The 23,120-nt window shown below is 28.9% G+C and carries 22 protein-coding genes and 4 pseudogenes; 15 read left to right on the forward strand and 11 right to left on the reverse strand.

Translation table 11 applies throughout. The features are described from left to right. Positions 1–946 (reverse strand): cache domain-containing protein (locus AJN64_RS08135; protein ID WP_215424409.1); only part of this gene is annotated, 946 nt, incomplete at its 3' end. Between the two features lie 223 nt (positions 947–1,169). Here AJN64_RS08135 and AJN64_RS08140 point away from each other — a divergent pair. The 5 genes from AJN64_RS08140 to AJN64_RS08160 all read left to right on the forward strand — a co-directional run bounded on the left by AJN64_RS08140 (position 1,170) and on the right by AJN64_RS08160 (position 5,372). Then, complete coding sequence (locus AJN64_RS08140; protein ID WP_070210380.1) at positions 1,170–1,595, forward strand: MerR family transcriptional regulator; 426 nt, start codon at positions 1,170–1,172, stop codon at positions 1,593–1,595. Positions 1,596–1,721: 126 nt separating this feature from the next. Next, a complete protein-coding gene (locus AJN64_RS08145) occupies positions 1,722–2,699 on the forward strand; it encodes an aldo/keto reductase (RefSeq protein WP_070292866.1) in 978 nt (325 codons plus the stop codon). Positions 2,700–2,757: 58 nt separating this feature from the next. Further along, positions 2,758–3,177, forward strand: coding sequence for a cupin domain-containing protein (locus tag AJN64_RS08150; protein WP_070247970.1), 420 nt, complete (start codon positions 2,758–2,760; stop codon positions 3,175–3,177). A gap of 107 nt (positions 3,178–3,284) precedes the next feature. Continuing rightward, on the forward strand, positions 3,285–4,040 hold the full coding sequence (locus AJN64_RS08155) for a carboxymuconolactone decarboxylase family protein (RefSeq protein WP_070281076.1): 756 nt from the start codon (positions 3,285–3,287) through the stop codon (positions 4,038–4,040). Between the two features lie 54 nt (positions 4,041–4,094). After that, positions 4,095–5,372, forward strand: a complete 1,278-nt coding sequence (locus tag AJN64_RS08160; RefSeq protein WP_070292867.1) for a hypothetical protein — start codon at positions 4,095–4,097, stop codon at positions 5,370–5,372. Between the two features lie 152 nt (positions 5,373–5,524). On the opposite strand, the gene AJN64_RS08165 is transcribed toward AJN64_RS08160, so the two are convergent. Further along, complete coding sequence (locus tag AJN64_RS08165) at positions 5,525–6,403, reverse strand: aminoglycoside 6-adenylyltransferase (protein ID WP_070274150.1); 879 nt, start codon at positions 6,401–6,403, stop codon at positions 5,525–5,527. Between the two features lie 452 nt (positions 6,404–6,855). Between AJN64_RS08165 and AJN64_RS08170 the strand changes: the two genes are divergently transcribed. Next, entirely contained in the window at positions 6,856–7,932 is a 1,077-nt protein-coding gene (locus AJN64_RS08170; protein ID WP_070292868.1) for an NAD(P)-dependent alcohol dehydrogenase, read from the forward strand. 1 nt (position 7,933) lies between these two features. Here AJN64_RS08170 and AJN64_RS08175 read toward each other — a convergent pair whose 3' ends face one another. Together AJN64_RS08175 and rrpA are read right to left on the reverse strand one after the other, a co-directional pair. Beyond that, entirely contained in the window at positions 7,934–8,383 is a 450-nt protein-coding gene (locus AJN64_RS08175) for a lipocalin family protein (RefSeq protein WP_070292869.1), read from the reverse strand. Continuing rightward, positions 8,371–8,717 (reverse strand): annotated as a pseudogene (gene rrpA / locus AJN64_RS08180) (MarR family transcription factor RrpA). The gene AJN64_RS08175 and the pseudogene rrpA overlap by 13 nt, the downstream one beginning before the upstream one ends. A 99-nt stretch (positions 8,718–8,816) precedes the next feature. Here rrpA and AJN64_RS08185 point away from each other — a divergent pair. Together AJN64_RS08185 and AJN64_RS08190 are read left to right on the forward strand one after the other, a co-directional pair. Next, the gene (locus AJN64_RS08185; RefSeq protein WP_002867872.1) at positions 8,817–9,395 is read left to right on the forward strand and encodes an NAD(P)H-dependent oxidoreductase; all 579 of its coding nucleotides are present in this window, start codon (positions 8,817–8,819) and stop codon (positions 9,393–9,395) included. Between the two features lie 32 nt (positions 9,396–9,427). Then, entirely contained in the window at positions 9,428–10,324 is an 897-nt protein-coding gene (locus tag AJN64_RS08190) for a DMT family transporter (protein ID WP_070278709.1), read from the forward strand. Here AJN64_RS08190 and AJN64_RS08195 read toward each other — a convergent pair. The 4 genes and pseudogenes from AJN64_RS08195 to tupA form a co-directional block, all read right to left on the reverse strand. Next, positions 10,310–11,129, reverse strand: a pseudogene (locus AJN64_RS08195) (biotin-dependent carboxyltransferase family protein); the annotation flags it as partial. The gene AJN64_RS08190 and the pseudogene AJN64_RS08195 overlap by 15 nt on opposite strands. Continuing rightward, positions 11,110–11,837, reverse strand: a pseudogene (locus AJN64_RS08200) (5-oxoprolinase subunit B family protein). The pseudogenes AJN64_RS08195 and AJN64_RS08200, both read right to left, overlap by 20 nt. 9 nt (positions 11,838–11,846) lie before the next feature. Continuing rightward, positions 11,847–12,408, reverse strand: a pseudogene (locus tag AJN64_RS08205) (5-oxoprolinase subunit PxpA). Between the two features lie 139 nt (positions 12,409–12,547). After that, on the reverse strand, positions 12,548–13,357 hold the full coding sequence (gene tupA, locus AJN64_RS08210; protein ID WP_044778915.1) for a tungstate ABC transporter substrate-binding protein TupA: 810 nt from the start codon (positions 13,355–13,357) through the stop codon (positions 12,548–12,550). A gap of 78 nt (positions 13,358–13,435) precedes the next feature. Between tupA and tupB the strand changes: the two genes are divergently transcribed. From tupB to AJN64_RS08245, 7 genes are all read left to right on the forward strand, one after another. Further along, on the forward strand, positions 13,436–14,122 hold the full coding sequence (tupB, locus tag AJN64_RS08215) for a tungstate ABC transporter permease TupB (protein WP_002871132.1): 687 nt from the start codon (positions 13,436–13,438) through the stop codon (positions 14,120–14,122). 1 nt (position 14,123) lies between these two features. Further along, positions 14,124–15,119, forward strand: a complete 996-nt coding sequence (gene tupC / locus AJN64_RS08220) for a tungstate ABC transporter ATP-binding protein TupC (RefSeq protein ID WP_070292870.1) — start codon at positions 14,124–14,126, stop codon at positions 15,117–15,119. A 137-nt stretch (positions 15,120–15,256) separates the two neighbouring features. Further along, positions 15,257–17,230, forward strand: a complete 1,974-nt coding sequence (gene acs, locus AJN64_RS08225; RefSeq protein ID WP_053872814.1) for an acetate--CoA ligase — start codon at positions 15,257–15,259, stop codon at positions 17,228–17,230. 85 nt (positions 17,231–17,315) lie between these two features. Continuing rightward, the gene (gene galU, locus AJN64_RS08230; RefSeq protein WP_053872813.1) at positions 17,316–18,140 is read left to right on the forward strand and encodes a UTP--glucose-1-phosphate uridylyltransferase GalU; all 825 of its coding nucleotides are present in this window, start codon (positions 17,316–17,318) and stop codon (positions 18,138–18,140) included. Next, the gene (locus tag AJN64_RS08235; protein WP_053872812.1) at positions 18,134–19,354 is read left to right on the forward strand and encodes a glucose-6-phosphate isomerase; all 1,221 of its coding nucleotides are present in this window, start codon (positions 18,134–18,136) and stop codon (positions 19,352–19,354) included. The genes galU and AJN64_RS08235 overlap by 7 nt, the downstream gene beginning before the upstream one ends. A gap of 127 nt (positions 19,355–19,481) precedes the next feature. Next, the gene (locus AJN64_RS08240; RefSeq protein ID WP_002851546.1) at positions 19,482–19,931 is read left to right on the forward strand and encodes a Dps family protein; all 450 of its coding nucleotides are present in this window, start codon (positions 19,482–19,484) and stop codon (positions 19,929–19,931) included. 64 nt (positions 19,932–19,995) lie between these two features. Further along, complete coding sequence (locus AJN64_RS08245) at positions 19,996–21,033, forward strand: DUF4143 domain-containing protein (protein WP_002881115.1); 1,038 nt, start codon at positions 19,996–19,998, stop codon at positions 21,031–21,033. Here AJN64_RS08245 and AJN64_RS08250 read toward each other — a convergent pair. The 3 genes from AJN64_RS08250 to coaE are packed head-to-tail and all read right to left on the reverse strand — an operon-like array spanning position 21,030 to position 23,087. Then, positions 21,030–21,761 carry a glucosaminidase domain-containing protein gene (locus tag AJN64_RS08250; RefSeq protein ID WP_002881116.1) on the reverse strand — a complete coding sequence of 244 codons (732 nt, stop codon included), beginning with the start codon at positions 21,759–21,761 and terminating at the stop codon, positions 21,030–21,032. The two genes, AJN64_RS08245 and AJN64_RS08250, sit on opposite strands and share 4 nt — an antisense overlap. Continuing rightward, on the reverse strand, positions 21,736–22,485 hold the full coding sequence (dapF, locus tag AJN64_RS08255; RefSeq protein ID WP_002881117.1) for a diaminopimelate epimerase: 750 nt from the start codon (positions 22,483–22,485) through the stop codon (positions 21,736–21,738). The genes AJN64_RS08250 and dapF overlap by 26 nt, the downstream gene beginning before the upstream one ends. After that, positions 22,482–23,087, reverse strand: coding sequence for a dephospho-CoA kinase (coaE, locus tag AJN64_RS08260; RefSeq protein WP_002881119.1), 606 nt, complete (start codon positions 23,085–23,087; stop codon positions 22,482–22,484). Before coaE ends, dapF begins: the two co-directional genes overlap by 4 nt. Positions 23,088–23,120: the final 33 nt, after the last annotated feature.

A 23,120-nucleotide genomic window follows, 5' to 3' on the forward strand; every position in this document is an offset into this window, starting at 1 on the left:
TTTGGATAGCTGCAAGTGGAGAGAGGTATTTTGATACGATGAAATAAAGGAGGATGACGCTAAATACTACTACAATAATGACAACAATGGCTTGAATAAATGCAGCTTTATGAATAGGTTTATTTATAATATCAGCGCTTTCGGTAATACAAGCTGTATAAGCAAAGACTTTAGTACAAGTTCCAAGTCTTTCTTGTCCTTTTAATCCATAGGTAAAAAAGTTATAATCTCCATTAGCCTTATATGCATTTAAAACAGGAGAATGATCAATAGACGGATTTAATAATTCTTTATTGGTTGCAGCAAATATTTTATTTTCTTCATCAAATAAAAAAGTATTTCCAGGAGTTTTTGCAACTAAATTTTGTAAATCTTCAGATGGCATATCTATACCTAACACCCCAATAAATTTACCATCTTTATAAATAGCTTTAGAATATGTTATCACATATTGTTTTGTTGCAGTATCTAAATATGTTGGTGTAATAAAAACATTATTCGTTTTTAATGCTCCTTGATACCATTCTTTTGCTTTTATATCCAAATTATCATATAAATTAGGCATTATTTTTTTGTTATCATTAGCTTGTTCGCTGAGTAAAACTTTTCCATTTGCTAAACCTAAATAAGTATTTAATGCGTCTGTACTATGGCGATAATATTTCAATATTGGACCAACATTGTTAATAATATTTTCTTCGGTATTTAAAGATTGATAAGGTAAATTTATTATATCTTTTTCTAAATTCTCAGTAAAAGATATATTTGTTGACCTAAAATTTTCAACAGTAGATTGCGTAACTTTAAGCAGGTCAGTTTGATTTTTAAGAGTACTTTCATGTAGTGAGGTTTTTGTAAAATAAAAACTTACAATACCTAGAATAATTAAGGCAAAAATTGCAATTAAATTTGCAATAAGAGAAAGCTTAAATTTTATACTATTCATTTTTTTCCTTTATTTGTATTTATTTTTAAATTTAAAATTAAATCTAGTATTATTTTATCAAAAAATATAAAATATTTCTTGACTTTTATCTTGAAAATTTAAAAATTTAATTATATTAATTGAAAATTATATGTATTTTTCTAAAAAGTAGCATTAATATAAAATAATAAAATATTTAGTTAAAAATTGAATTGTATGAAATTTATACTTATAAAGGATTAGAATGGCTTATACGATCATAGAGGTAGAAAGAAAAACAGGAGTTTCTAGTAGAACACTTAGGTTTTGGCTAGATAAAGGTTTATTTCCCTTTGTGGAAAAAGATAAAAATGGAGTGCGTTATTTTAGTGAAAAAGATTTAGAATGGGTGATTTGGGTGGATTGTTATAGACAAATTGGCATGAGTATCGAGGATCTTAAAAGATATATTTTTTTATGTGCTAAAGGAAAGAGTACTGCAAAAGAGAGATTAGAGATTATTTTAAAATTAAAAGAAAAAACACTAAAAGATATGAAAAAATTGGAGAGTATTATAAAAAAACTTGATTTTAAAATAGATTATTATGAAAAAATGGTTATGGAAAATAAAGATGAGCTAAATCCTTTAAGTAAAGATTATATTAAACGGAAAAAACGAGTAAAAATTTAAAAATATTTAATTTTATTCTTGACTTACACCAGATGTTAGGTTTTATACTTTTGATTAACATGATAGAAAAATGTTTTAATAATTAAGAACTATTAGTTTTTAATAAAAAATAAAAAAAGGATAAAAATGCAAAGAAGAAAATTAAGAAATTTGGAAGTAAGTGTCTTAGGACTTGGTTGTATGGGAATGAGCTTTGGTTATGGAGAAACTAAAGATGAAAAAGAGATGATAACACTCATTCATAGGGCAAAGGATCTTGGTATTGATTTTTTTGATACAGCCGAAGTTTATGGTCCTTTTATTAATGAAGAATTAGTAGGTAAAGCAATAAAACCTTTTAGAAATGAAGTGGTATTAGCAACAAAATTTGGTGTTAGGATTGAGGGTGCTAAGCAAATTGTTGATAGTACGCTTAATAAAATTAGAGAAAGTTTAGAAGGTAGTTTGAAGCGTTTGCAAACAGATTGTATAGATCTTTATTATCAACATAGAGTCGATACAAATGTTCCAGTTGAAGAAGTTGCTAATTTAATGAGCGAGTTTTACAAAGAAGGAAAAATTAAGGCTTGGGGTATGAGTGAAGCAGGAGTGCAAAGCATTAAAAAAGCTCATGCAGTATTTCCGCTTAGTGCGGTTCAAAGTGAGTATTCTTTATGGTGGAGAGAACCAGAAAAAGAACTTTTAAAAGTTTTGGAAGAATTAAATATAGGTTTTGTTCCTTTTTCTCCTTTAGGAAAAGGATTTTTAGCAGGTAAATTTGATGCAAATTCTACTTTTGAAAATAATGACTTTAGATCACAAGTTCCACGTTTTAAAAGCGAGAATTTAAAAGCTAATTTGGATTTAGTTTATGCATTAGAAGATATAGCAAAAGCTAAAAATGCTACTTTAGCACAAATTGCTCTTGCTTGGGTTTTGGTGCAAAAAACATTTATTGTGCCTATTTTTGGAACAACAAATTTACGAAGGTTAGAAGAAAATATTAATGCTGTTAATACTCATTTTACTCAAGAAGAATTAAATCATTTAAAGAGTATTTTAAAAAAAATAATAATCAAAGGGGATCGGTATGCCGGTGAAGCAGCTCTTAGAGTTGAGAAATAAAAAGTTTGGTTTATTTCTTATTGTAATGGTTTTATGTAGTTTTGTTAAAGGAGTGTAAATGCAAGAACTTGAAAGTAAAGGAATTCATGGAAGTTTTAAAGGCGATAGTAAATTTTTTAGCAAAAATGTAAAAGTTTCTATGATGTTTAAATCAAATGAGTGGAGAAATTTTAGTGGAGCTTTGGTTGAATTTGAAGCCAGTGCTAGAAGTGCATGGCATACTCATCCTCAAGGACAAACCTTAATCGTAACAGAGGGTGAAATCATCACAAAAGTTCCAGGTCAAAAAGCCTTTATAGCCAAAAAAGGCGATGTGATAAGCTGTCCTATAGGAGTAAAGCATTTTCATGGTGCGACTAATACAAGTAGTGGAGCACACATAGCACTTACAGGCGAGAAAGAAGGTAAAAATGTAGAATGGCTTGAGCTTGTAAGTGATGAAGAATATGAAAATGCCTTAAAAGAAGCAAGAGAGTAAAGAAATTTGTAAATAAAACGCAAAAATTTTATAAAAACTTTTATGTTTTTTGGAGTATTTTAAATGCTCTTTTTTCGCAAATTTTAAAAACCACAAAGGATAAAACCATGCAATTAAGACAAAAAGCAAGAGAAATTTTTGAAAAACTCTTAGGAGGAGCAAAAAAGGATCAATTTTTTGCAAGTGATAAAGAGTATTTTATCAATCACATAAATTTTACTTTTGACGAGAGTTTTGTAAAAGCAAATTTGGATACACAAAAATATTTTTTAATCACCCTTGCTTCTACTTTAGCAGTAGGTGGAAAAATAGAGTTTAAAGCTTTACTTCAAGGTGCAATCAAGAATGATATAAGTCCTATTGTCATCAAAGAAGTGATTTATCAAGCTACGCCTTATGTGGGTTTTGCTAGAGTATGTGATTTTTTAAGTCTTTGTAATAAAGCATTTAAAAAACTAAATATTGCCTTATCTTTGACTTCACAAGACACCACTACGCAAGAAAATCGCAAAATAAAAGGCAGGGAAATACAAAATGCTATTTTTGGTGAAGCCAATATCACTAAAATGATAGAATCTACCCCAGAAGATAAAGCTTTTATAAATGATTTTTTGAGTGCGAATTGTTTTGGAGACTACTATACACGCACAGGACTTGATCTAAAAACTAGGGAGCTTTTAACCCTTGTGTATCTTATCTCACTTGGTGGGCTAGACAATCAAGTAAAAGCTCACATACAAGGCAATCTTAACATGGGACAAAGTAGAAAAGATTTGCTAAATATCATTGCAGCTCTTATTCCATATATCGGTTATCCAAAGGCTTTAAATGCAATTGCTGTGTTAGATAGTTTGACTTTATAATTTTTTTATGTTAAAAATTTATGTTGCATTTTTATTGAATGAAAGGATTAAAAAATGGACTTTAAAACTTTATTGAATATAAAAGAAAAAAGATTACAAGAATGCCAAGAATTGATAAAAAAGCTTGAAAAGGAAAGAAGCAATTATGAAATTGCAAATTGTAAAAATATAAAAGAAATAAATATAAAATTAGAAAAATTGATAAAAAAAGAAATTTTATTTTTTGAAAATTTAGAATATGAAAAATTTAAAAATAATCCCCAAGAATTTGATGATTTAGAAGATGAAATTTATTTTTATTTTGATTTATATATGATAAATATTTCCAAACTAGAGTTAAAAGAGCTTGAGTTTAACTCTAAAGTTGAATTTAAAAAATATGAAGAACGCTATGAGACAAGAAAAGATAAAAAAGATTTTATTAAACTTTTAAAATCAATTTTGCAAACTTCAAAAGATTTATTTCAAGTTACAATTTTGGCTGGATTTTCCATAATTATTTTTATACTCATTCTACATTCTTTGCAAACAAAAACCATTCCTTTTTTGGATAGCCAAAAGGCAACTGCTTTGGCAATTACAGGAGTTTTATTTGGAGGAATTTTTAGTTTTTTCTACATGGGAATATTTTCTTTTTCAAGAGAACTATATAAACAATATTTTAAAATACCAAAAAGAATCCCTTTTATAATTTATATCACTTCATCCATTATCACTTTTATCACATTACAGAAACCCAATATATTATTATTAATATCTATTGCTATTGTATTTATAGTTGCAAATGGTGCATTATATTTTTTTGGAAAAAAATATAGAATTTCATCAAATAACTTTGAAATTTTTGCAACACAAACAATGTTAATATTTGTAATATATATAGCTATTGCTATTATTAGTGTTTTTATCATCATTAAATCTCAAGAAGTTAATTATATTTATCTGGGTATTGGTTATTTAATTATTTTTATATTTTTTAGTCTTCAATTGTGTTTTAAAGACTTTAAAAGTTTTAAATTTTTTGCTTTGATTAACACTATTATCTTATTTTTATCTATTATGTTTTTAAATGAAAATATTACTTCTTATTTGAAAATAGGCAATTTTAAGGTAGAAGAAATGACACTAAGTAAAAATAAAATTGTAAAAAATAAATTATTAGATAATAATATCAGCTTTATTGAAAATGAAGAAGGTTTAAAAGTAAAAGATTTATATATTCTTTCAGATGCAAAAGATGTATATTATATACAAAGCAAAAAAGAAGAAAATAAGAAACTAAAAAAGTCATTTCTAATAGATAAAAAATATGTTTTAGATAAAGATTTTTGATAAAAAAGGAAAGTTAAAGTGCAAAGTATAAGTTAAAATATTTTACTTTAGTATAAATTGCACTTATTTTTAAATATATCAGTTTAAAAGAACTTAAAGACTATAAAAATGCGAAATAAAAGCAGTTTCTATTAAAGAAAAATAAAATAACTTTATAATTTTCTTAAAATTTTGCAATATTTTTTTACATTTTTTCGATAAGAAAAAAGCTTAAAGTCATTCTTTTTTGCTACAAATTTGGTGTTTTTGTGAAATAAATTTTCAAGCTTTTTTCTTGTTTTTTCAATTTGTTCAAGTGAAGTAGTATTAAAAGAATTTAAGATAATTTTTATTTCTTTTTGCTTTAAAAAGTTTAGAATATCAGTATTTTGTTTACCTAGCCAAATTTCAAAACCAAATTTAAGTCCGACTTTAAAACTAAGCATATCAAAAAGTGTTTCACGCATAGAATTTAACAAATAATTTGACATTATAAATTGTTTTCTTAAAAGAGCTTTTTCTAATTTTGTAAAAGTAAAATAAAACTCATTGCATATTTCATCAAAATCTTTTTCTGTTGGTTTCTTAATGCAAAAAACATTCTCATTTTGAGTTTTCTTAAATCTTTGATCTTTATCTATAAGCGCTTTGCTTAAAGGTTCAAATTTATAATAATGTTTCAATGATTTTAGGGGGATAAATTTAAAGTCTATTCTCACTCCATTTTTAAAAATTACCAAAAAACTCACCCAATTTTTAGGCAAATCAGCTTTATAGAATTCAAAGCTTTCAGGCGCTTGATAAAATAAAATTTTTCCAAAATTTTTAATAAATTTAGGTAATTTTGCTTTTTTGATATCTTTGCTTTTGTTTAGGTTTAATAATTTTCTCAAATTTTTAGATTTTAGAAAAAATGAAATATCATAATCTTGATATTTATCCTTTTTAGCTTTCTTATTTACTCTTGAACCTTCAAGTGTTATAAGACGAATTTGTTTATAAATAAAAGCAATATTTTTAATTTTTTCTAAAATTCTTTTTTTGCTTTGCATCTAAAAATTCCTTTTAAAAAAAATCTTAAAAGTTTTATATTTATATAATAATGATTTTTATCCATTTTGATATACTTTAAAAATATTAAATTTTCATAAATTTTTAAGATATTTTTATATTTTATTAAAAATTCTATCCTTGTTTAAGGATAAGAAAATAAAATCTCTAAGAAATCTTCGCTATAAAAATTTGTTTTATTTTATATATTCCATTCATTTAAAATCGCTCCTTTATCACACAATTTCTTTATATTTAGAAGTAGCTTTGGCGGTATAAATTCTTTTATATTTTAAAATTTCTAAAGATTTTTAACATTATAAAAAAATACGTTAAACAATCAAAAAATTTTAACACATCAAGTATTTTTCTAATTTTTAAAAAATTATTTTCACTCTTGACTTATAGCTACTCTAATGTTTTATAATTATAAAAAATCAAAAAAGGAGCAAAAATGCAATACAAAATTTTAGAAAACAATCGCATCGCAAGTAAAGGCTATGCAATGCTTAGCAAGGATGCGAAATTCACACCTTTTGAATTTAGTCGCCATGCTATTGGCGATAATGATATTTTGATTAAAATCCTATATGCAGGTATTTGTCATAGCGATATTCACACTGCAAGAAGCGAGTGGGGAGAGGCTACTTATCCTTGTGTGCCTGGGCATGAGATAGCAGGAGAAGTGATTGCTGTGGGTAAAAATGTGAGTAAATTTAAAGTAGGAGATTACGCAGGGGTTGGTTGTATGGTAAATTCATGCGGTGAATGCGATGCTTGCAAACGCTCACAAGAGCAGTTTTGCGAAAATGGCAAAACCATCTTTACTTACAATAGTTGTGATGTATTTCACGGCAATGAAAACACTTATGGGGGCTACTCAAACAACATAGTTGTAAGTGAAAAATTTGCCATTTGTGTGCCAAAAAGTGCACCGATGGATAAGGTTGCACCTTTGCTTTGTGCGGGTATTACCACTTACTCGCCTTTAAAATTTTCTAAGATAAAAGAAGGCTCAAGCGTTGCTATAGCAGGCTTTGGCGGACTTGGTATGATGGCTGTAAAATACGCTGTTAAAATGGATGCAAAGGTTAGCGTTTTTGCTAGAAATGAAAACAAAAAAGCCGATGCTTTGGCTATGGGTGTAAGCTCATTTTACACAAGCTGCGATAAAAACGCCGTAAAAGAACGCTTTGATTTAATCATCTCAACCATTCCAACGCCTTATAATCCTGCTGTTTATTTGGATTTACTTAAATTTGGTGGCGAAATGGCTATAGTTGGCTTACCTCCTGTGGAAGATAAGGTAAATATAGGCATAAATGAGCTTGTGCATAAGGCAGGCAAAAAGGTTTATGGTTCGTTAATTGGCGGTATTGCTGAAACTCAAGAAATGCTTGATTTTTCTTTAAAACATGGAATTTATCCAGAAACCGAGCTTATTACCCCACAAGAAATCGATAAAGCTTATGAAAATCTAACCTCAGGAAAGGCTAAATTTCGCTATGTTATTGATATGACAAAAGAATAATTTAATACTTATCAAAAACTACATCGCTAATGTCAAATCCTCTTTGCTTAGCGATGTCTAAAAGCTCTTTTGTGCTTTTTTCATCTATTATATTTCTTGCTAAAATCCAAAGATATTTTTTATCAGGACTACCCACAATGGCAACTTTATACTCGCTATCAATAAAAATGATTTCATAATTTACTCTATTAAAAAGGTTCATAAAGATATTAAATCTCACTGCTAATTGTCTATTTGAAACGATTTTTGCCTTACCTTTTATGCTTGAAATTTCATTTTCTTTACTGCAAAAATTCTCAATCTCTACATAAGGAACACCATTTTTATATTTAAGCTCGTATTTTGCCTTTGAATTTAGGCAAGATTTTTGAAAAAAGGCGGGTTTTCTAGCCATTTCAAGCCATCCTCCCATATAATTTTGTAAAGAAAGTTCGCCAATTAATTCAAGCATTTTTTTCCTTTTTGTCTTTCTCGCCCCATTTGCACATAGCTTGTAAAATGGGAATTAAACTTTGTCCGCGTTTGGATAAGCTATATTCTACCTTGGGTGGAATTTGAGCGTATTCTTTTCTGATAATTAAACCATCATTTTCTAGTTCTCTTAAGGTATTGGTTAAAGTTTTAAAAGATATGGAGCTTAAAAAGCGTTTGAGTTCATTATAACGCACGATTTCATAGCGAAATAAGCAGTATAAAATACTCATTTTATATTTTCCATTAATTAATGCTAGAGTATAGTTAAATCCACATTCTTCGAAATTGCACTGAGAATTCTCTTTAGTCATTTAACATTCCTTTAGTATAGTATCTTACTTTATTTTCTGTATTGAAAATGATATTATGCTAAGTTATAATTGTATCATAAAATTTAAAAAAGGATAAAAATGAAAAATATACTCTTGCTTAATGGTGCTAAAGAATTTGGAAGTTCAAAAGGACAGCTTAATTTAACATTGCATAATCATGCTTTAGAAATTTTAAAAACATTAGGATACGAAGTAGATCAAACTCACATAGATCAAGGATATGATCCTAAAGAAGAGATACAAAAATTTATAAAAGCTGATGCTGTGATCTATCAAATGCCAGCTTGGTGGATGGGCGAGCCTTGGATAGTTAAAAAATATATCGATGAAGTGTTTGGTTTGGGTGCTGGAGTGCTTTTTAAAAATGATGGAAGAACTCATGAAAATCCTAGTAAAAACTACGGAAAAGGTGGTTTAGATCATGGTAAAAAATACATGTTTTCTCTCACTTGGAATGCACCTCTTGAAGCCTTTAATGATAAAAATGAATTTTTTGAAGGAAAGGGTGTAGATATGGTGTATTGGCATTTGCATAAGGCTCATGAATTTATAGGTATGAAAGCTTTACCAACTTTTATGTGTAATGATGTGGTAAAAAATCCTCAAGTGGAAAAATATCTAAACGAGTATGAACTACACTTGAAAAAAATTTTTTAAAAAATTTGACTTAAAAATTTCAAGGTGTAACATTGACTCGAACAAAGTATTTGTATATCTTGCTTGTTTTAGCTATGTTTTTATGGGGCTCATCTTGGCCTACTTCTAAGATTTTATCAGCTTATGCTGATACTTCTGTGATTACTTTTTGGCGTTTTTTCTTTGTTTTGCTAGGCTCTTTGATGGTATTAGGCTTTTTAAGAATTCCTTTAAGGCTTGAAAAATCTATTTTAAAATGGGTGCTGATAGCAGGAATTTTAAATGGGTTTTATACTTTTGTATTTTTTATTGCCATTAAGCATGGTTTAGCTGGAAAAGGCGGTGTTTTGGTTACAACTATGATTCCTATTTTTTCTTATTTTATATTTATGATAGCGATATTATTTCAAAAAGATAAAAAATCAACTCACAAGATCACAAAGAGTGAAATTTTAGGATTATTTTTAGGTTTATTATCTGGATTTTGTTTGTTAAATTTAGGGAGTTTAGAAGATTTATTTGGTAAATTTAATATTTTATTTTTAACTTGTTCTTTTATTTGGGCTTTGATAGCAGTGTTTAATCATAAAGCCAAAGGAGCTCACCCTTTGGCGATTAACTTTTATATTAATCTCATTTCTGTTTTAATGTTTTCTTGGGTATTGTTTGATGTAAAAAGTTATGAAATTTTTCATTTTGAATTTAAATTTTGGATCAGTATGTTTGTCGTTGCTTTTTTATCAACTATTATAGGTACTAGTATTTATTATTATGGGATTCACATTTTAGGGAGTGTTAAGGCAAATTCTTTTGTTTTAATCACTCCTGCTAGTGCTTTAATTTGCAGCTATTTTATACTAGATGAGGTGCCAAATGCACTTACCTTGTTAGGTTGTGCCTTGGCTATAGGTGCTATATATTTTATCAATATTTATGGCAAAAAAGCTTAGATCATTTTCTATAACCGTGGCTATTTTTGTATAGTCTCCTGTGCTTTGTCCTACTGCCATTAAAATGATAGGAATACCACTTTTTGGTACCTGTATGCTTCCAAAAACTGCAGGATCTGAAATAATATCTGTTGAGTTTTTATGCTCTATACTTTTGCTAGATTCTGTATAAATCACCATTCTATCACACTTTATAACTAGTATTTAAAAAAGCATCTATGCCTTTTTGAGTAAAAACATCTTTATTTGTTCCTAAAATAACGCGTATAATAGGATCTTTTGAGCTTTTAAAAATAGGATTTTCACATTCTCTAGCTTCTAAATTAAAAGGTGTAAAAGTATCATGAGTATTTAAAATATCATCTTTTTGCAAAGCTCTTCCTTTAAAAATTCCAACTCTCATTTTAGCATCGCTGGATTTAGAGTTTAAAAAACTTTTTACTTCAAAGCTACCTGCTACGCATAAATACCCACGAAAACCTATTTTTGCTAAACCAAGTTCTAAAATATCGCCTTTATTTGCTTTATATACCTTGCAAGTTTTTATTTTTTGATTATTAAGCTTTGCCTCAAATTCAGCCCCACTTAAAACAAAATAATTCTCATCTAAAAATTTATATTTTCCACCCTTTAAATAAAGCTCAATTCCTGCTTCATCTTGTTTGTTTCCAAGTAAGATATTTGTCATTCTTAAGGCATCTTCATCCATAGCCCCACTTCTTGCTATGCCAAATTTAGCAAATTTTTTTCTACCAAAGTCTTGCAAACTCGAATTTATAGATGTTTCAATGATTTTTATACTTATAAATTTCCTTTTGATAGATTTTTTAGCAACTTGCTCTTGGAACTCAAAAAATTCATCTTTTGAAATGGCTTTAAATTTTAAAAACATACCCGCTTTTAAAAGAGTGGAATTTTTTCATCTTCTTTATCAAAAAATTCCAAAGATGTTCTAGCAATGATTTACCAATCCCCTGGACTTGAAATAAGATAAACTCCTGTTTGTTTATTGGCTATACCTACACTTCCAGCTTCTATTTTTGCTCTAGGGCTTGAAAGGCGTGGGGTAAAAAGTTTTTTGTCCAAACCTCCAAGATAAGGAAAACCTGCCAAACCTAGCATAAAAACAAGATAGTAAGGCTTAGTGTGAAGAGATATAAGTTCTTCTTTTTAAATTTGATTGAAATTCTAAATCCAGTCCAAATTCTTCATCATAACAAAGTGGAACTTCTATACAAAGACTTGAGTTTTGCTCCGTAAGTTTAATATCCTTTTTAATTTTTTTCAAAAAATCAAGCAAAGAATTTAAAGAAAGTATACAAGGATTAAAGTATATAAGCAAGCTTGCATAAGTACTTATCAACTCATCAATATTATAAATTTCACCTTCTTTTAGGGCTTTTTGTATCCTTTGTTTCGTGCTTAAAACATAAGCATTGATTTGAGGTGAAATTTCTTGTTTAATAAAAAGCAAAAGCAAAGCCTTGCTTCCACTAAAATGCACACTAAACATTGTTAAAACCTATATAAAATTTTCCAAAGCACAAATTTGAATTTGTTCTTTTTCTAAATTTTCTTTGATTTTTTTAACAAATTCTAAAGCTTGTACATTATCCCCATGAACGCAAATACTATCCGCTTTTAAATCAATTTCTTTGCCATTTATGCTTGTAACTTTGCCTTCTTTTATCATTTTTACAACGCGTTTATCGCTAAATTTTTATCAATAGTTGCTATATTATAAAGTGTGCCATGAGCTTAAAATATTATATTTTCATACTTTTTGTTTTAGTAAAGCCAAAGCTCCTAGTTGATACAAGGCATGGTTTTTGACTTCTTCAAAGCTTATTTGCATATTGCGTCTTCCAAAACCCAAAAGATCAGGATAAGATGGGTGTGCTCCTATGCAAACACCATTTTGCTTGGCTAAATTTAAGGTCTTATCCATTACACAAGGATCACCCGCATGAAAGCCACAGGCGATATTTGCTGAGCTTACAAATTTTAAAATTTTTTTCATCCATTCCCATTTTATAGGTGTCAAAACTTTCCTCTAAATCACTATTTAAATCTACTTTGAACATTATTTGACCTTGTATATTTAATTATTGATTTTATTATATCTAAAGAAGAATTTTAAATAAGCTGAAAGTTTTGAAAAATAAATAAAAAAGTTACAATAAGTAAAAATAATATTTTAAGCAGGCTAAAACCTGCTTAATTTTAATCTTTCCTTGTTTTTGCATCAACTACGAATAAAGGTTTATAGAGCAGTTTAAATCCGCTAATAAAACTTAAAGTATCGTCACTTGTAAGCCAATTGATAAATTTTTTAGCTTCAGTATAATTAACATTTTTGCAATGTTTAGGATTTGTTGCTATAACAGAATAAAAATTTTTAAGGCTATCATCACCTTCATTTACAATGACTAAACTTGGATTTCCTTTTTCACTGGCTTCATATTTGATATAAGTGCCACGATCAGTTAAAATCACACCTTTTTTTTCTTCAGCGATTTTAATGCTTGCTAGCATACCTTGTCCACTTTGTTGATACCAGTTTTCTTTTTCAGGCACACCACCAAGATCTTTCCAAAGACTTTTTTCTTTATTATCAGTACCCGATTTATCGCCTCTTGAGATGAAAGTGAGTTTTTCATTTTTGATAAGTTCTAAACTTTCTTTTAAATTTTTGCCTTTAAATTTAGAAGCTATTGATTTATCCGCAATGATGATAAAATCATTATACATCACAGGGGTTCTATCCACGCCAAAACCTTTTTTTATAAATTCTTTTTCTGCTTTTGGAGAGTGTACAAAAAGTACATCAGCATTGCAATCTTCACCCATTTTTAAAGCCGCACCTGTTCCTACTGCAACCCATTTTAAGGTATTGCCGCTTTCTTGTTCATAAAGAGGCTTTAGAGCATCTAAAAGTCCTGTATTGTCAGTGCTTGTTGTGGTTGCCATTTTAAGTTCTGCTGCACTTGCACTTAAAGCTAAAGCAAGGGCTAAAGAAATGATTTTTTTCATTTTTTCTCCTTATAAATTTACATAAAAAAATATTTTAGCATAATTATGCTAAAATTACTTATTTTAAAAAGGATATTTTTGGATTATATTTTTGATGGTTTTAAACAAGCTTTATTTTTACTTTTTAATGCTGATGAAAGTGTAATTTCAGCTATAAAAACTACACTTTTAAGCTCAAGTATTTCTATAGTTTTAGCTTTGCTCATAGGTTTTCCTTTGGGATTTATCTTGGGCTTTTTTGATTTTAAATTTAAACGCTTTATAAAACTTATTATAGATACTAGCCTTTCTTTTCCAACAGTTGCAGTAGGACTTATACTTTATGCATTGATTTCAAGTCGAGGACCTTTGGGAGAATTTGGACTACTTTTTACTATAAAGGCTTTAATTTTAGGGCAGTTTATTTTAGCACTTCCTATAGTGATCGCACTTTTTTCAAATTTGATAGAAAATATGAATAAAAAACATTTTTTACTTATAAAATCTTTTCACCTAAGTCCTTTAAAACTTGTTTTAATGATGATTTATGAATTACGCTTTGCTTTGATTAGCGTCGTTGCACTAGCTTATGGACGCATTGTAGCAGAAGTAGGAGTAGCGATGATAGTGGGTGGAAATATTAAATACGACACTAGAACCATAACCACGGCTATTTCTCTTGAAACCAACAAAGGCGAATTTGCTAGTGGTATAGCTTTGGCTTTGGTTTTAATTCTCATTGCCTTTTGTTTAAATTTCATTACACATAAACTTAAAAGAACATAAAATGATAGAAATTTCTAATCTTTTTTTCAACTATCAAAACAAAGAAGTTTTAAAAATTAAAAATTTAAAACTTGATACAAGTAAAATTAGCATCTTAATGGGAACGAATGGAAGTGGAAAATCTACATTTTTAAGAATATTAAAATTTTTAGAAGGAGATTTTTCAAAAAATATTTCTTATTTTGGAAATTTTAAACTTAATAATAAACAAAAGCGTGAAATTTATTTGCTTTTTCCAGAGCCTATTTTGTTAAATCGTAGCGTAAGGGCAAATTTTTTATTTACTTTAAAAACTTATGGGATTAAAGAAGATATCGAAGAACGTATAAAAGAAAGTTTGATGTTTTTAAATTTAGATGAAAGTCTTTTAAGTAAACATCCTAATGAACTTTCATCAGGACAAAGTCAAAAAATAGCTTTTGCTATAGCTTTAAGCGTAAGAGCGAAGTATTATTTACTTGATGAACCGAGTGCTTTTTTGGATAAAAATACTACGCTTTTATTTAAAAAAGCTATTCTTAAAATGCACGAAAATTTCAATACAGGTTTTTTAATCGCAAGTCATGATAAACATTTTTTAGATTCTTTGGCTCAAAAAAAACTTTATTTACACAGTGGAGAAATTTTAGAATTTGAAAATACTAATGTTTTTGAGCTAGAAAATCAAGGTGTGAAATTTTGTAATTTTATAGATTTTAGTAATTGTAAAAAATATAAAGATTTTAAAAAACCTCCAAGTAAAATTGCGATTGATCCTTATAAAATTTCTTTTTTTAATTCTAAAAATATCCCAAAAAATAATTATGAGTTTATTTTAGAAAAATGTTATATTATAGCACTTAGAAGTAGGAAAAGTGATGTTTTTATAAGGGTAAGTTGTATGGATAAAATTTTAGAATTTGCTTTAGAAAAACAAGAATTTTTAAAATTCGATTTAAAATTATACGAAGAACTCAGTCTTTATTTTTATGAAGATGCAATATGTTTCTTAAATTAACATACATTATAAAATTTAAATAAAATATTACAAATATTCCCATTTTTTATAAAATTTATCTTAATTATTTTTTAAATTTGTATTTAATATAAATAAACTCTTATATAATGTTTAAAAATAACCATAAAGGAGTTTTTATGCTTAATCAAAATAATCAAGAGCTTTTTAAGCCAAGTAAAGAATTTTCTCGTAATGCTCGTATAAAAAATTTATGTGAATACTATGATTTATGCGATGAAGCTAAAGAAGATTTTGAAGGTTTTTGGAAAAGACAAGCACTTGAGAAGATCGAGTGGTTTTCGCCTTTTTCAAGAGTGCTAAATGAGGATAAAGCTCCATTTTATAAATGGTTTGAAGGTGGAACTTTAAATGTAAGCTATCAATGTCTTGATCGTCATATGAAAACAAGACGCAATAAAGCTGCTTTGATTTTTGAAGGTGAAATGGGGGATTATGAAGTTTATACTTATAGAAGATTATTGCATGAAACTTGCAAGGCAGCCAATTTGCTTAAAAAATTCGGAGTAAAAAAAGGCGATAGGGTTGTAATTTATATGCCTATGATTCCAGAAACAGCTATAGTAATGTTAGCTTGTGCAAGGATTGGGGCTATTCATAGTGTGGTATTTGGAGGGTTTTCTCCTGAAGCCTTAAGAGATAGAATTATAGATGCAGGAGCTAAACTTGTGGTAACGGCTGATGGTGCTTTTCGTCGTGGCAAACCTTATATGTTAAAACCTGCAGTAGATAAGGCTTTAAGTGAAGGGTGTGAAAGTGTAGAAAAAGTACTTATAGTTATACGCAATAATGAGCCTATAGAATATATTAAAGGAAGGGACTATGTTTATAACGAACTTGTGAAAAATGAATCTTATAAGTGTGAACCCGAAATCATGGATAGCGAGGATTTGTTGTTTTTGCTTTACACTTCAGGATCAACGGGCAAGCCAAAAGGAGTTATGCATGCAAGTGCAGGATATATACTTTGGGCACAAATGACTATGGAATGGGTTTTTGATATTAAAGATTATGATAATTATTGGTGTAGTGCTGATGTGGGTTGGATTACAGGACATACTTATGTAGTTTATGGGCCTTTAGCATGTGGAGCAACGACTATAATGCATGAAGGGACTCCTACTTATCCAAATTCTGGGCGTTGGTGGAGAATGATAGAAGAGTATCAAATAAGCAAATTCTACACTTCGCCAACTGCCATAAGAATGCTTCATGCTGATGCGCCTGATGAGCCAAGAAAATATGATTTAAGTACGCTTGAAGTGCTTGGAACGGTTGGAGAGCCTATAAATCCTAGTGCTTGGAAGTGGTTTTATGATGAAATAGGGGGAACTAAAAGTCCTATAGTCGATACTTGGTGGCAAACAGAAACAGGTGGACATATGATCACGCCTTTACCAGGCGCTACTCCTTTAAAACCAGGTTGTGCCACCTTGCCTTTACCAGGAATTTTTGCAGAAGTTATTGATGAAGAAGGCAATAAAAAAGATGAAGGTGAAGATGGATTGCTTTGTATAACTAAACCCTGGCCTTCGATGATTCGTGGAATTTGGGGTAATGATGAACGTTATATAGAAAGTTATTTTTCTCAAGCTAAAAAAGATGGAAAAGCTGTATATTTTAGTGGCGATGGTGCTTTTTACGATAAAAATGGTTATATTACCATCACAGGAAGAACAGATGATGTGGTTAATGTTGCAGGACATCGTATAGGAACAGCTGAAATTGAAAGCGCTATTGCTAAACATCCAAGTGTAGCAGAATCAGCTGTAGTGAGTATTTTGGATGCGATTAAGGGCGAGTCACTGTTTGCTTTTGTGGTTTTAAGTCCTACATCCAGTTGTGATCTTGGCGGAGCTATAGAAACTTTAAAAGAACTTAATGACATTTTAAGAGTAGAGATAGGACCTATAGCTAAAATAGAAAAAATTCTTTATACTCCAGGCTTGCCAAAAACTAGAAGTGGTAAAATAATGAGAAGAATTTTAAGAACTATAGCAAGAGGTGAAGAAATCAAACAGGATATTTCAACACTTGAAGATTCTGGAGTAGTAGAAACCATTGTTAAATTGGCTAAGGCCGAGTTTGAATAACTACCAAGGTAAAAAAACTTTGCCTTGTTGCATGAAAATTCATAAAAATTAAGCTATAATGATAAAAAAATAAAAGGAAATTTTTATGCTTCAAACTTGTATTTTCCCTGCCGCAGGTTATGGGACAAGATTTTTACCTGCAACAAAAACTTTACCTAAAGAGATGTTACCTATCTTAACCAAACCTTTGATCCATTATGGGGTTGATGAAGCTTTGGAAGCAGGAATGGAAAATATGGGATTTGTAACAGGACGTGGAAAAAGAGCTTTAGAGGATTATTTTGATATTTCTTATGAACTTGAACATCAAATTTCAGGTACAAAAAAAGAATACTTACTTGATGAAATTCGCTCTTTGATCAATCGTTGCACCTTTACTTTTACAAGACAAAATCAAATGAAAGGTTTAGGTGAAGCGGTTTTAAAAGGTAAACCTTTAGTTGGCGATGAAGCTTTTGGCGTAATTTTGGCTGATGATTTGTGTGTCAATGAAGAAGGCTTAAATGTTATGGCTCAAATGGTAAAAATTTATGAAAAATATCGCTGCACCATCATAGCTGTGATGGAAGTACCAAAAGAGCAAGTTTCAAACTATGGAGTAATTTCTGGAAATTTTGTAGAAGAAAATCTTATCATGGTTAATTCTATGATAGAAAAACCAAGTCCTGATGAAGCTCCAAGTAATCTTGCTATCATAGGAAGATATATTTTAACTCCTGATATTTTTGGAATTTTAGAAAATACTAAAGCAGGAAAAAATGGAGAAATTCAACTTACCGACGCACTTTTAACTCAAGCAACCAATGGTATGGTTTTAGCTTATAAATTTCAAGGGAAACGCTTTGATTGTGGAAGTGTAGAAGGCTTTGTAGAGGCTACAAATTATTTTTACGAGAAAAGTAAATGTTAAACAATACACTTTTTTTTAAACAAAGTGAAATTCACACTATAAGCTCTTATGCAAATCGTATTAATGATGAGGTAAAAAGTGGAGATATAGGGTATTATCATCTTATTGACACGAGCTTAAGCCTGATTGATGAGAGTTTGGCTTTTATCAAAGACAAAGAACACATAAAAAATATTATTTTAGTGGGAATGGGTGGTTCAAGTTGCGGTGTAAAAGCCTTGCGTGATATGCTTTTTAATGAAAAAAGTAATCAAAGAGAACTTTTTATACTCGATAACACAAGTTCACATTCTTTTAATAAGACTTTAGAAAAAATCAAGCTTGAAGAAAGTTTGTTTTTAATCATCAGTAAAACAGGTAGCACTATAGAAGTTGTATCGCTTTTTAAACTTCTTATTGAACATTTTAAACTTGATATGCAAGAATTAAAAAAATACTTTGTTTTTATTACCGATAAGGATTCAAAACTTCATCAAGAAGGTGAAAATTTAGGTATTAAATGCTTTTTTATCCCTGCAAATGTAGGAGGTCGTTTTAGCATACTTTCAGCTGTAGGTATAGTTCCGCTTTGTTTTTGTGGCTATAATGCCAAAGCTCTTTTAGAAGGAGCTAAAGCTTGTTTTGAAGATTTTTTTACTCACAAAAAAGATGAAATTTTACAAAAAGCCTATCATTATTGTACACACAAAAATGCCAATATCAATGTACTTTTTTCATATAGTGATGCTTTTAAAGGCTTTAATGAATGGTATATCCAGCTTATTGCTGAAAGTTTAGGTAAAAAGCAAGGCTATAAACGCATAGGTTTAACTCCTATTGCACTCATTGGAGCAAGAGATCAGCATAGTTTTTTACAACTCATCATGGATGGACCTAAAAATAAAACTGTAACTTTTTTAAAAATCAAAGACGCTCAAAAAGCACCTATTATCCCTGATATTCATTTTAAATTTTTAGATTCTTTAAGTAATAAAGTCAATCTTCACGAACTTTTAAACGCTCAATGTGATGCAACTATGCACGCTTTAATCGCCGAAAATTTGAGTGTTGATGTGATAGAACTTGAAAAACTTGACGCTTGGCATGCGGGATATTTGATGTATTATTATGAACTTTTTACTTCAACTTGCGGTGTTATGCTAGGGATTAACACCTATGACCAACCTGGTGTGGAAGTTGGAAAGTTGATCTTAAAAAATATATTAAATTCTTAATCAAAATTCATTAAAAAAGAGTATAATGATTCTAAGTTAAAATTAGAATAAAAATTTTTAATTAATAATAATTATTATTTAAGAATTTTATGTTATAATTTTAAAAATTAAAAAAAAGGAGTCAATCATGTCAGTTACAAAACAATTATTACAAATGCAAGCAGATGCTCATCATCTATGGGTTAAATTTCATAATTATCACTGGAATGTAAAAGGTTTGCAATTTTTTTCTATACACGAATACACAGAAAAAGCTTATGAAGAAATGGCAGAACTTTTTGATAGTTGCGCTGAAAGAGTTTTACAACTTGGCGAAAAAGCCATCACTTGCCAAAAAGTTTTAATGGAAAATGCGAAAAGTCCAAAAGTTGCAAAAGATTGCTTTACTCCGCTTGAAGTCATAGAACTGATCAAACAAGATTATGAATATCTTTTAGCAGAATTTAAAAAACTCAATGAAGCAGCAGAAAAAGAAAGTGATACCACAACAGCTGCTTTTGCGCAAGAAAATATCGCAAAATATGAAAAAAGTCTTTGGATGATAGGTGCTACTTTACAGGGTGCTTGCAAAATGTAATTTAAGGGGCTTTATGCCCCAATTATACAAACTAGGTTATAATATCCTTTTTTAAAGGATAAAATTGAAAGTACTTAATTTTTTTTATGAAAATCACCCTAAATTTGAGGTAAGTTATGAAAGAAAAAATCAAATTTCAAAACCAAATATTATCATAAAAGGCCCACGATTTTGTGGTAAAAAAACACTTATTTTTAATTTTTTATCTCAATTTAAAGCAAGTGAAATTTTGTTTTTAGATTTATATGATACACGCTTTGAAAAACAAAGTTTAGAAAGTCTTGCTGATTTTCTGAATGAAAATTTACAAATTAAAATTCTTTGCCTTTATAATTTGGATTTTATCCCTAATTTAGAAAAAATTAAAATTCCCATCATCTTAAGTACAAATATAAAAGATTTAAATATAAATGGGTTTGAAGAGCTTGAACTCGATTATTTTGATTTTGAAGAATTTATTAGTGTAAGTAAGAAAAATTTACCTATAAATAATTTAGTAGGTCTTTTTTTGCAAAGTGGACGCAGTAAATTTGGAGAAAAAAACATACTTCTAAGACAAAGCTTCACTCTTTTAGAATTAGAAATTTTAAAGTATTTAGCTTTAAATTTGGGTCAGCAAATCAGTATTTCTAAGATATTTATAGAACTCAAAAAAAGATTAAAAACTTCAAAAGATAGTGTTTATCAAGCTATAAAAAAATTAGAAAATACTTATGTGATCTATACTTTAAAACATGATGAAAAAAAACTTCAAAAGATTTATTTTAAAGATTTTGGCCTAAGAAATAATCTTTGTATTTCAAAGGATTTTTCACATTTATTTGAAAATTTAGTTTTAAACGAGTTATTTAAATTTAAAGAAGAATTTTTTTATAACAAATACTTTAACTTTTATAGCCAAATATCTAAAATTGCTTATATTTCAAGTCCAACTTTAGATATTGATTTGATTAAATTACGTGCTAAGAAAATTTTACCAAAGGCTTTAGAACTTGGAATTTTTCATGTGATCTTTATCACTCTTTCAAGCGAGGATAGTTTTTTTGAGCAAGGGGTTAAATTTGAAGTCATATCTTTTGATAAATTTTCACTTGGATTTTAGGTGTTGTTTGAGTTTGTATCGTATTTTTCAAGGTTGTATCGTTTGATGATTTTTGTAATAAGATTGATATAATATCCCTTGCGTTCAGAATAAGAATCTAAAGTTTTAATAGCCTCTAGCCCTGTTATCTCTTTGCCTTCGTTTTCAAATTTAGCTCTTACATCGCGAAACTTTTCATAAGCAAAATGACGATTTAAATTTAAAACATAAGAGTCAACACTATCTTGCAGACTATCAAAAATTTTAATTTTGTGTTTTTTATCTGGATGTCTTAAATCAGGAATTAAACCTTTCTCACCCCAAGTCCATTCTCCAAAAAGATTGTTTGCTTCTCCTGCGAAGCGACTGGTACCTGTAGCACTTTCAACTAAAGCTTGGGCTATACCCATGGATTTTGGAATTTTTTGAATACGTTTTTTATATTCTGCAAAATCATAAAGATTTTCAATGCGATATTTGTTTTTTATCGTGATAAGTTTTTCAAGATTTATTTGGTTTGAAGTCCTAAAGCCTGTTTTGTAAGCATCTTTAAAAAAGGCTTCGATAAAGGCTCTTTCTTGTTCAATTTTTTTAAAGCTTTGATCAAACATTTCATTCATTTTTATAAAAAAAATTTGTCTTTTTTGATCTATATCAAGTTTGTAATATTCCTCTCCAAATCCACTCTTTAGATCATCAGCAAAAAGTGGGATTAGAAAAAGACTAAGAAAAATTATAATTGGCTTCAAAACAATACTTTACCTTTCCCTCAAAAAACAATTCTTCATTTTTATATGTAAACCCCACCTCTTCACCACTTTTAGGAGTTATTTTAACTTTATTTTGTACTTTTTTATTTAAAAATGCCAGATAAAAACAAGCTCCCATTCCTGTGCCACAAGCTAAGGTTTCATCTTCAACTCCGCGTTCATAGGTGCGAACTTTTAAATGATTTTCATCTAAAATTTTTACAAAATTAACATTGGCATTATATTTTTGTCTCATTTTTTGACAAAGCATTGTATCAAATTCATCTAAATTTTGACAAAGATGTACTAGATGTGGAACTCCAGTGTTGCAAAGTTGCCAAGTTTTTCCTAATTCTTCAAAAGTATTTTGCACGCTTTTTATTTTGCCTAAAGATACTTCAACTTTATCTTGATTTACCTTTGCTTTTATTACTCCTGCACCAGTTAAAAAACTCATGTTAGGATTTATTTTGTTAATATGATGTACAAAATGTGCCGCAGCCCTTGAGCCATTGCCACACATAGCAGCCCTTGAGCCATCGTTATTATAAAATTCCCATTCAAAGTCGTATTTTTCATGAGGCAATATCACGATAAAGCCATCCGCACCTATACCCTCATAACGATTACAAAGTTCTTTAGCTAAAGCACTTCTATCTTCTTTTCTATCAGCATTTGTTATGACAAAATCATTCCCACTTGCACAATATTTATAAAATTTCACATTTTTCCTTTAGAAATTTCTTGTATTACTTTAACACATTCTTGCCTAAAATCGGCATAAGAATTAGTATTTTTAATGATAAAATCTGCTTTTTTAAGTTTTTCTTCAATATCTATTTGAGAATCAAGTCTTGCTTTTGCAGCTTCTAAGCTGAGCTTATCTCTTTGCATGATTCTTTTAAGGCTTAATTCTTTAGGTGTGTAAATTACAATGACTTTGCCTAAATTTTCATAAGCACCGCTTTCAAAAAAAAGAGGAATTTCTACAAAAAAAGCTTTATTTTCCTTATCTAGAATTTGCATTTGTTCTAAAATTTTAGCTCGAATTTTAGGATGAGTGAAATTTTCTAAGATTTTTTTAGCTTCTTTATTGTTAAAAACAATTTCTCCAAGGATTTTTCTATCGATTTTCTTTTCTTTTGTGAGTAAATTTTTTAAACTAAAGGGAGAAAAAATCTTTTCAAGTTCTAAAGCATTTTCATCTAAAATTTTATGAGCGGTTTTGTCTGCGCTAATGCTTTTAAAGCCTAAAGAATTCGCTATTTCTATAAAAGTGCTTTTACCGCAAGCAATTGAAGCGGTTACAAAAAAAGCATTTTTCATCTTATGCCTTATTAAAACTTTTTTCGTTAAAAT

The sequence above is a fragment of the Campylobacter sp. BCW_4332 genome, from assembly GCF_001763175.1.
Classification (GTDB): Bacteria; Campylobacterota; Campylobacteria; order Campylobacterales; family Campylobacteraceae; genus Campylobacter_D; species Campylobacter_D jejuni.